The organism is candidate division WOR-3 bacterium, assembly GCA_029858255.1.
In the GTDB taxonomy this organism is placed as follows: Bacteria; Hydrothermota; Tepidihabitantia; order SM23-42; family SM23-42; genus SM23-42.
This window is the reverse complement of sequence record JAOUFJ010000047.1, coordinates 1-8,927: the sequence shown is the minus strand read 5'-3', so window position 1 is coordinate 8,927 and position 8,927 is coordinate 1. Positions and strand designations below refer to the sequence as shown.

Genomic DNA, 8,927 nt, shown 5'->3' with positions numbered 1-8,927 from the left:
ACGAATTACTTTCGGATACGAAGATATCTACGAGCGGTCTGAAAATATATGTTTCGGCTGACGGCAAGATGGCCTGGGCCAGATGTTTGTGGACCTTGAAGGCAAAAATGGCGGATAACCCGGTCGAGTTGCCGATCCGGTGCACGTGGGCTTTTGAAAAAGGTGACGCCGGATGGTTAATCGTGCATTTCCACAAATCATTGCCGGCAGGTTAGAGCTGAGCATAAATATTACCACGGAAATCGGCCGCGAGGAGTTGCTGTGGAGATACAACAAGGCTGTGGAATCATGGCGGGCCACAAGAACGAAGGACAAATAAGGAAGAAACTATGAAGGTATCGATTTGCTTTGCATTTTGTTTGTCATTTGCAGTACACTCTACATACGCTGAAGAATATCTTGTGAGGATTGACGCGAGTGAAGGACAGGACCTGCAAGTTGTGGAATTGGTTGACGAGTATGCGCTGTTGGTTACGAATGATGAGGGACTGCGGGCATTGGAGAATATCGGACTTGATTATAGCGTTCTTGATAAAGATCCGAAGCATAGGTTGTATTTCTTTGTTTTTCCTTTTGGTGAGGTATTGGAAGATATTGCACGTTTCGGCAGGATCATTGACCGCTATGAAGAGTGTGTTCTCATTGCTACGACGCCGGACAATGTACCGCTGTTGAATCGTTTACAGGTAGAATTGCAGCAGTTAACGCTGACGCCGATTGTGAGACGTGATCCCGGTTACTATGATTTCAAGGATCTCCCGGTAACAAGAGACACGCTCATTGAGCAGATGCTGAATAATGTCGACCCGGAGAATATCTTGAATACGGTTCTGACCCTCCAGCGTATGTATACGCGGTATTCGATGAGCGATTCCAACAGGATAGTTGCTGTCAATTATATAAATGATATGCTTGCTCAGTACGACTGCGATAGTGTTTACCGTCACAGTTTTTCAAGTCTGTATGGAGATAATGTCGTTGGCATCAAATTAGGTGCATACTATCCGGCGACGCAAAACTACGTTTTGATCGGTGCGCACCTCGATGATGTGCCGAGTTCTGGCTACGCACCTGGCGCCGATGACAACGCATCGGGAGTGGCTGCAGTTCTCGAGGCGGCGCGCGTAATGCGTAACTATGAGTTCGAGCGCACGATACGGTTTGCTGCCTTCAATGCAGAAGAGCAGGGTTTGATAGGTAGCAACTACCTGGCCGCCGAGGCGAGCAGCGAGAACGATACGATCATCGCGGCTCTTTGCTACGACATGATCGGGTATGTCACTGCTCCGCTGCTTGATACGATGCGGCTGAGGTACACGAGCGCCGTGCCCGGGTGCAGTCTGTTTGCCTGTAATTTCTATCAGACGGTTGCAGATACATACACGCAGTTGAAGATCCGTCCGGTACGCTACACGGGCACGACCGGTTCCTCAGATCATGCGAGTTTCTGGCAGCACGGTTATGTTTCTACAGGAGGTATCGAGCGCGTTCTGTGTCCAGGTTACCATACAGTTGGTGATACCATCGGACCAACCGGGTTCAATAATCTCGAATTCGCGGCGGAGGTCATCAAGACGGCAATAGCAGTGCTGGCGACCCTCGCAGTCCCGGTTGATTCCGGTACTGCAGTGGATGAACTATCAGCATTTGAAAGTTTACTCCTATTTGTTGTTAAACCCAACCCGGGGGATAGATTCGACATCAGTTTCACGGTCGAGAAGGATTTCGAAACCATCGACCTTGCTGTCTATGATTGTGCAGGACGTTATGTCGCGCGGCTCGCGTCAGGGAGTTATCGCAGAGGCGTATATTCTCATCGCTGGGAGGGTGCAGATGCAGTTGGCGCTGCAGTTGCGCCCGGCGTCTATTTCCTTGCCCTGGGGCGCAACGGGAAGACTGAATGCCGTAAGATCATAATGCTCAAGTGACCACAGTGGTATCACTCAACACTGTGATTTCCGGCGGGAAGCATATCGTAGCTGTGGAATAATATGATCCATTCCATTGGCAGGTTAGGCTAGCAGGCACTCGGGTTATGAGCATAAACTCCAGTACTAGAATAATTAAGGTCGATCATCTTATTATCAGGCCGTTGACGTCATCTTTTTGGTCTGATTTTGTCGAATTATTCGGCAAGAAGGGTGCTTATGGCGGCTGTTGGTGTATGTGGTGGAGGTTGTCCCGTCGTGAATTTGAAAAAGGTCAGGGTGCAGGCAATCGCCGGGCAATGAAGCACCTGGTCGATTCGGGCAATATTCCAGGGTTACTTGCTTATAAGGTCAAGACGGCGATCGGATGGTGCTCGATCGCTCCGCGTGAGCAGTATGCTGCCCTGGAACGTTCGCGCGTACTGAAGCGGTTGGATAGTGAACCCGTCTGGTCGATCGTATGTTTTTTCATACACAAAGAGTATCATGGTAGAGGCGTGAGTGAAAAGCTCATTCGCAGAGCCGTCGAGTATGCTGGCTCTCGTGGAGCAAAGATAGTTGAGGCTTATCCGGCCATTCCGAGGCGCAAAGAGCTTCCCCCGGTATCCAGTTTCATGGGTCTTCCGCAGATCTTCAGAAAAGTGGGTTTTGTAGAGTGCAAACGCCCTTCAGCGAGCAAGGTTGTAATGCGATACTATGTGGATAGCTCTCTCAAAGCAAAATCGACATCACCGAACAAGTAGTACTTTCTTCGTTTCGATCCTACTTCCAGTCATGAGCGTAATAAGATAGACACCATCCGGAACTCGACGGTGTTCATTGTCTCTGCCGTCCCATGCCACGGACATGGAGCCAAATGGCTGAGATGTGATTAGCGGAAATGATTTTACTGTTCGGCCGGTTATGTCGCAGATTGTCAAATTGACCTCTCTATCATCTGCTGGCTGATAGTTTATAGTGGCCAAATCTGAAAATGGATTTGGTGTGACGGTAAGCACATTAGACGCCGCAGGATTCTTGTCATTCTCGACGATGCCTGGGGATGTTACATTTTCGCGGAGAAAAACCGAGCCGTAGTAGTCACACGTGAGCATATCGAGATCGCTGTCACCATCCCAGTCCGCGAATGCAACACGGGGCGGATTTCCGCTGGAATAGCCTTGCGAGTCAGGTAAAACCAGATATATGTAGTTAGAGAATACTGGATTTGCATTAGTGCCAACATTCGTGTAGAATCGGACGTCGCTGTACCATCCGCCAAGAACTATGTCATTCTTCCCATCGAGATCGAGGTCTATGAACACAGGTACTGTCCGCCAGTAGGACGTCGGGCTTCCATTGAATAACACTGGTGTTGAATCGCCGAAGGCAGGTGTTTCATTCGTGCCCTCGTTCAGGTAGACATACACATTGCAGGTTGAATATATGCCTTCCTGCCCGACCAGAAGGTCTTTCTTGCCGTCATCGTTGTAATCGCAAACATAGGGCCATGCATTGTTGGCGGTCTGAATATCAATGCCATCGGCCTGAATGTGGCCCATGTTGGTTAGCTGCCCGGTTGCGCTTCGTTGAAAAAGGGTAAAATAGCCGTATCTCTCGCCCGTTATGAGGTCAAGATAACCATCTTCATTCCAGTCGCAAACTGCGACTGTCGCTCCCTGGCATCAGCCATAACTCACTGAAATATCCACACCACCGGCCTGTAAGTATACGAAGTTGCCGAAAGTGGGATTGTAGTGTGTGCCAATATTGGTGTAGAAACGGACTTTGCCCATATCGAATTGACCGAGCAATAGGTCCTGCTTGCCGTCGCCGTCCCAATCAATGACAAAAGGCGATGCGTTTCCTCCATAGCCGACGTTTATGTTTACACCATTCGCCTGAACATATACCGGAGGATCGAATACCGGTGTTTGGGCGAACAGGGCGAACGCGATAGATATTCCCAATACAGATATTTTTGTCATCATGGAGACCTCCTAACTCATGGTAGTCGATATCGTTTTTAAGTCAAGATGCTGTTGGTGGTAGGTAGATATCTGAATTCTGCTTAGTCGAACCCCCAACCTGAACCCCCAACCTGCTATATTTTGTTAACTTTCGCTGCAAAATAAGCAGATATATGGAAACTTTTTCGCACTATATCCCTTTTATGACTTCTGATGTTCACTTTTTTGTTTTATTCCATACCCCTTTTTCTGTCATATATATAGACAGATGGAATTATGGGCTGGATCCCACGAATTTGCGGCGAGAATCTTTATCATCACATATATGCTTGGGGAAATGACCGACATCCCGTCTTCAAATCCGTAGAGCATTATCAGAAGTATCTGATAATGCTTGAGGAATATGCTTTGTGCTTTGATGTTGACATCTTAGCGTATGCATTGATGGAGTCACACGTTCATCTATTCATCTACGATAGGTCCAAGAACATCTCAGTATTCATGATGAACCTACATGGTCATTATGCTCGATATTACAACAAAATAAATGAACGCGTTGGACATGTTTTTGGTGAGAGGTTCAATAACAAACTAGTACTAGCTAATGTTTACGGGAAGTGGTTGTCCAGATATATACATCGCCAAGCGACGGAAGCCGGAATTGTGGAGGATCCAGCTGATTACCCTTGGTCCAGTTATCGTACATATATGGGTCTCGAGATGAAGGAGTTCGTAAAAAGCAATGTGATATTGGAGCAGTTTGGTGAGGGTGAGAGTCGCTTGCGCGAGTATCGGGCGTTTGTGCTTTCTCACGATGATGGACCAGTTGATTGGAGCAGGCGATATTTTACGCTCCTGGAAGGCAGTGAACTAATAGACTATGCGGGTAGAATAATGAACGTAGATAGATCGGTGTTGCTGGAGCCACAGGGGATAAAAGAACGACATTTAAGGCATTATGCAATAAGGCTGTTATATGAGCGATATGGTTTCAAGCCAGCTTTGCTTGCGCGTGCATTCAGACTTTCCAGGGTAGCTGTGACAGGGATTTTGATGAGAAGAAAAATATAGCAGGTTGGTAGTGTTAACTTGTGTTAACCTGCAGAAGTTAACAAAATATAGCAGGTTGGGGGTGTTTACTTTTGACCCTTGACAAACCGGGTATTTTGATTATAATGTAAATGTAAATGGTTATCATTATCATTAAAAGAGTCAATATGATTGGATTGTTAGACCAATGGGATGGAGCGCGTGAGGAGAGGTAATCCAGGGCCGCACTGGTGGTATGGAAGATTTCGCGGTCGCGGTTATCGGATCACGGTTGCCCGAGAAGCAATCCTCGATATTCTAAGTCGTACCGAAGAGCACCTGAGCGCTGAAGAGGTGTATCTTGCCGTGCACAAGATCCAGCCCAATGTCGGGCTCACGACCGTCTATCGCACCCTTGAATTGCTGGTACACATGGGCCTCGTTTTTAAATTCGACTTTGGCGATGGGCGGGCAAGATATGAACTGTCTGAAGGCCCCAAAGGTTCACGGCACCACCATCATCTTGTTTGCACAAACTGCGGTCGGGTCATTGATTACACTGATTTTATCGACGATGAAGTCGAATTACTGAGCCGGACTGAGAAAGGGTTACAGAGAAAATTCGACTTCGAGATCACGAATCATCTTATTCAGTTTTATGGACTATGCGATAAATGCCGAAAAAAATGATGGTAAAATTTTTTTTGACCGTTAATGAAAATGATTTTCAATAACTATTGAAAGGGGGTGATTTAAGATGCCAGGTGGAGATAGAACAGGTCCTCTTGGAGCCGGGCCAATGACTGGAAGAGGTGCCGGCTATTGTGCTGGTTACGCAGCACCTGGATATGCCAACCCAGTTGGTGGTCGCGGCCGTCGTTTTGGCAGAGGCCGTGGTTGGTTTGGTCGCGGATGGCGCCATTGGTATGGCCCAGGACCGGGCTGGGTTCCGTATGCATACGGCGATCCGTACTACAGTGGTTATGTGTATCCAACTTATCCTAACGGGCGTGAGTTGAGCACGAGTGATGAGATGACGATGTTAAGGGAACAATCCGAGTTCTTGCAGAACGAGCTTAAGGAAATACAGGAGCGGATCGGGACTTTGGAAAAAGCTCAAACACAAGAGAAGAAATAGCGGAGTGAATGGGAGCGGCTGTCATTCCTTTCTGCTCCCATTCCTTGATTGTGTAAAATCGCAAAAGGAGTAATCATTATGCGTATAGCAATATCATCAGACGGTGATCTGGTGTCGGCTCATTTTGGACGGTGCCCGACTTTTACAATTGTCGATGTTAATGAAGGCAAAATTACAAAACGGGAAACAGTCCAAAATCCAGGACATCAACCCGGCTTCATACCGCAATTTCTGTATGAGAAGGGAGTTGAATGTATTGTATGCGGTGGTATGGGAAGGCGGGCAACGAACTTTTTCAGTGAATACGGAATACAGGCGATATTAGGTATTACGGGGAAAATAGAAGACGTATTGGAAAAGATACAAGAGGGTACGCTTGAAGGTGGTGAAAGTCTCTGCAAGCCAGGTTCAGGAAAAGGTTATGGATTAGGCAAAACAGAGTGCGATCATCCCGAAGAACATAAGGGAGAGCACTGAGGTAAGGAGAATTAAGATGAAGATTTGTGTTACATCACAAGGTGATAATCTCGATTCGCAACTTGACCCGCGGTTCGGACGGTGCAAGTATTTCCTGTTCGTAGATGAAGACACACTTGATTTCGAAGCAATTGAGAATCCGAATAGCGATGCTACGGGCGGTGCCGGAATTCAATCTGGCCAACTCGTGGCAAAAAGGGAGGCCCGAGTGGTGCTGACCGGCAACGTTGGCCCCAATGCTTTCGAAACCTTGAGGGCCGCAGGAATAGAGGTGATCACTGGGGTATCAGGGACCGTTAAAGAAGCGATTGAGAAGTACGCAAGTGGTGAATTGAGCCCCACTGACAAACCTAGCGTCAATTCGAAATTTGGTTTACCAGGTCGGCAATAAAGGAGGTGACACAATGCCACGTGGCGATAGTTCGGGCCCTGGGAATCAGGGCCGTGGTGGTCGTTCTGACCAAGGTTTTGGCAAGGGACGAGGCATGGGCCGCCGGGGACAAGGCGCTGGTCCGGCTGGCGAGTGTGTTTGCCCTGGTTGCGGGGCAAAGGTTCCTCACCAGGCAGGCATTCCCTGTAGTTCTCTATCATGCCCGAAGTGCGGCAGGCAGATGCTAAGATTTTAAGATCCATGGTGCTATCGGTTGCCAGCGGAAAGGGAGGAACAGGGAAGACGACGATCGCCACAAGCCTTGCTCTTGCGGTTGGTAACGTGCAATTTTTGGATTGTGATGTGGAAGAACCGAATGCACATCTATTTATCAAAGTTCGATGGGAGCGATCCGAAATTGTCTCGACACCGGTACCAGAAGTAGATGAATCCAAATGCGACTACTGTGGCAAGTGCGCCGAGATCTGTGCATACAATTCTCTGGCAGTGTTGAAGGATAGGGTGCTCGTGTTCCCGCATCTTTGCCACGGATGCGGCGGTTGTGCTCTGCTGTGCCCGCAGAGAGCGATCAGGGAAGTCGACAGAGAAATCGGTAAGGTTGATAGGGGCCGGGTAGGAGAAATGCAATTCATCCAGGGAAAGATGAATGTCGGTGAGGTGATGGCACCGCCACTGGTCAGAGCGGTCAAGAGGAACATTGCAGAGAAAAAAGATATTATCATTGATGCGCCGCCGGGCACCTCGTGTCCGGTCATTGAATCAGTAAGAGGGAGTGATTACTGTTTACTGGTCACTGAGCCAACACCCTTTGGACTGAACGATCTGGGCTTGGCGGTTGAGGCGGTGAGAAAATTAGATATTCCTTTTGGCGTCGTGATCAATCGTGCGAACCTGGGGGACAATAAAGTTGAAGAGTACTGCAAGAATGAGAAGATCGACATTCTGATGCGCATACCGTTTGACAGAAGTATCGCAGTGTCCTATTCAAGAGGTATACCGTTGGTAGATGCAAAGCCGGCCTACCGCAACCATCTCAGACAGATGTTTACTTCAATCAAGAAATCTATCCATGAAGATTGAACCAATTGGCATTATACATACACCCCTGAGAAATAAAGCGGATGCACCAGTTCAATTTTCGCGGTCAAAAATCGTGGGCAGGATAGAAGTCTTTAAAGAATACGCGGCCGGGCTGAGCGACATCGAAGGATTTTCGCATATTATAGTCATATTCAGATTCCATAAATCAAGAGGATATAGATTGAAGTTGAAACCGTGCTGGGATGATAAACAAAGAGGTTTGTTCTCTACGAGGGCGCCGAGAAGGCCTAATCAGCTTGGCTTGAGCGTACTGAGGTTGCTGAATCGGAGGGGAAATATCCTGAAGGTGAGAGGAGTCGATATGCTCGACGGAACGCCGTTACTTGATATAAAACCGTATATACCTCACGACATACCGAAGCGGAGTGTTCGAACTGGTTGGCTCAGAGGAAAGATGAGGTGAAACAGATAACGGTGATAAGCGGTAAGGGTGGGACCGGCAAGACGGTTCTGACCGCTTCTTTTGCTGCACTGGCGCACAATGCCTGTTTTGTCGATTGTGATGTCGACGCGGCCGATCTACATCTCCTGTTGAATCCAAAGGTCAGAGAAACGCACATCTTCAAGAGTGGAAAGGCACCAAAGATAAACAGAGCTACTTGTACGGAGTGTGGAGAATGCATCGATGTCTGCCGCTTCAATGCAATTGACGAAACGTTCGAGATAGACAAGTTCTCTTGTGAAGGGTGCGCGATATGTAGTATTGTATGTCCAAGCAAGGCAATAACGATGGAGGAAAATGAATCTGGCGAGTGGTACGTATCTGATACGAAGTACGGTCCGTTTGTCCACGCCAAACTTGGCATTGCTGAAGCAAACTCAGGCAGACTGGTTACAAGGATCAGGAAGGCAGCACAGGAGATAGCAGACAAGGAGCGACTCGACTATGTTATTAACGATGGTCCACCAGGGAT

Annotated in this window: 14 protein-coding genes and 1 pseudogene; 12 read left to right on the top strand and 3 right to left on the bottom strand. The window is 48.0% G+C overall.

All coding sequences use genetic code 11. The features are described from left to right. The 3 genes from OEV79_11725 to OEV79_11715 form a co-directional block, all read left to right on the top strand. Positions 1 to 215: nuclear transport factor 2 family protein (locus tag OEV79_11725; protein ID MDH4212104.1), on the top strand; the 215-nt coding region annotated here is incomplete at its 5' end. Positions 216 to 329: 114 nt separating this feature from the next. Next, entirely contained in the window at positions 330 to 1,928 is a 1,599-nt protein-coding gene (locus OEV79_11720) for a M20/M25/M40 family metallo-hydrolase (GenBank protein ID MDH4212103.1), read from the top strand. A gap of 107 nt (positions 1,929 to 2,035) precedes the next feature. After that, entirely contained in the window at positions 2,036 to 2,671 is a 636-nt protein-coding gene (locus OEV79_11715) for a GNAT family N-acetyltransferase (GenBank protein MDH4212102.1), read from the top strand. Here OEV79_11715 and OEV79_11710 read toward each other — a convergent pair. The 3 genes and pseudogenes from OEV79_11710 to OEV79_11700 all read right to left on the bottom strand — a co-directional run bounded on the left by OEV79_11710 (position 2,657) and on the right by OEV79_11700 (position 3,898). Further along, positions 2,657 to 3,022 carry a T9SS type A sorting domain-containing protein gene (locus OEV79_11710; GenBank protein ID MDH4212101.1) on the bottom strand — a complete coding sequence of 122 codons (366 nt, stop codon included), beginning with the start codon at positions 3,020 to 3,022 and terminating at the stop codon, positions 2,657 to 2,659. The two genes, OEV79_11715 and OEV79_11710, sit on opposite strands and share 15 nt — an antisense overlap. 6 nt (positions 3,023 to 3,028) lie before the next feature. Continuing rightward, positions 3,029 to 3,553 (bottom strand): annotated as a pseudogene (locus OEV79_11705) (VCBS repeat-containing protein). Positions 3,554 to 3,592: 39 nt separating this feature from the next. Continuing rightward, positions 3,593 to 3,898, bottom strand: coding sequence for a hypothetical protein (locus OEV79_11700; protein MDH4212100.1), 306 nt, complete (start codon positions 3,896 to 3,898; stop codon positions 3,593 to 3,595). A gap of 255 nt (positions 3,899 to 4,153) precedes the next feature. Here OEV79_11700 and OEV79_11695 point away from each other — a divergent pair, with 255 nt between their 5' ends. The 9 genes from OEV79_11695 to OEV79_11655 form a co-directional block, all read left to right on the top strand. Then, the gene (locus OEV79_11695) at positions 4,154 to 4,948 is read left to right on the top strand and encodes a transposase (protein MDH4212099.1); all 795 of its coding nucleotides are present in this window, start codon (positions 4,154 to 4,156) and stop codon (positions 4,946 to 4,948) included. 180 nt (positions 4,949 to 5,128) lie between these two features. After that, positions 5,129 to 5,596: a transcriptional repressor gene (locus OEV79_11690; GenBank protein ID MDH4212098.1), complete on the top strand. Its 468-nt coding sequence runs from the start codon at positions 5,129 to 5,131 to the stop codon at positions 5,594 to 5,596. A gap of 67 nt (positions 5,597 to 5,663) precedes the next feature. After that, a complete protein-coding gene (locus OEV79_11685; GenBank protein MDH4212097.1) occupies positions 5,664 to 6,044 on the top strand; it encodes a DUF5320 domain-containing protein in 381 nt (126 codons plus the stop codon). 78 nt (positions 6,045 to 6,122) lie between these two features. Then, the gene (locus OEV79_11680) at positions 6,123 to 6,521 is read left to right on the top strand and encodes a NifB/NifX family molybdenum-iron cluster-binding protein (protein MDH4212096.1); all 399 of its coding nucleotides are present in this window, start codon (positions 6,123 to 6,125) and stop codon (positions 6,519 to 6,521) included. Positions 6,522 to 6,537: 16 nt separating this feature from the next. Continuing rightward, complete coding sequence (locus OEV79_11675) at positions 6,538 to 6,912, top strand: NifB/NifX family molybdenum-iron cluster-binding protein (protein MDH4212095.1); 375 nt, start codon at positions 6,538 to 6,540, stop codon at positions 6,910 to 6,912. 20 nt (positions 6,913 to 6,932) lie between these two features. After that, positions 6,933 to 7,139: a hypothetical protein gene (locus OEV79_11670; protein ID MDH4212094.1), complete on the top strand. Its 207-nt coding sequence runs from the start codon at positions 6,933 to 6,935 to the stop codon at positions 7,137 to 7,139. Next, positions 7,111 to 7,992: an ATP-binding protein gene (locus OEV79_11665; protein MDH4212093.1), complete on the top strand. Its 882-nt coding sequence runs from the start codon at positions 7,111 to 7,113 to the stop codon at positions 7,990 to 7,992. Before OEV79_11670 ends, OEV79_11665 begins: the two co-directional genes overlap by 29 nt. Next, a complete protein-coding gene (gene tsaA / locus OEV79_11660; GenBank protein ID MDH4212092.1) occupies positions 7,982 to 8,416 on the top strand; it encodes a tRNA (N6-threonylcarbamoyladenosine(37)-N6)-methyltransferase TrmO in 435 nt (144 codons plus the stop codon). The genes OEV79_11665 and tsaA overlap by 11 nt, the downstream gene beginning before the upstream one ends. Beyond that, on the top strand, positions 8,413 to 8,927 hold a 515-nt coding region (locus OEV79_11655; GenBank protein MDH4212091.1), incomplete at its 3' end, for a 4Fe-4S binding protein. The genes tsaA and OEV79_11655, both read left to right, overlap by 4 nt.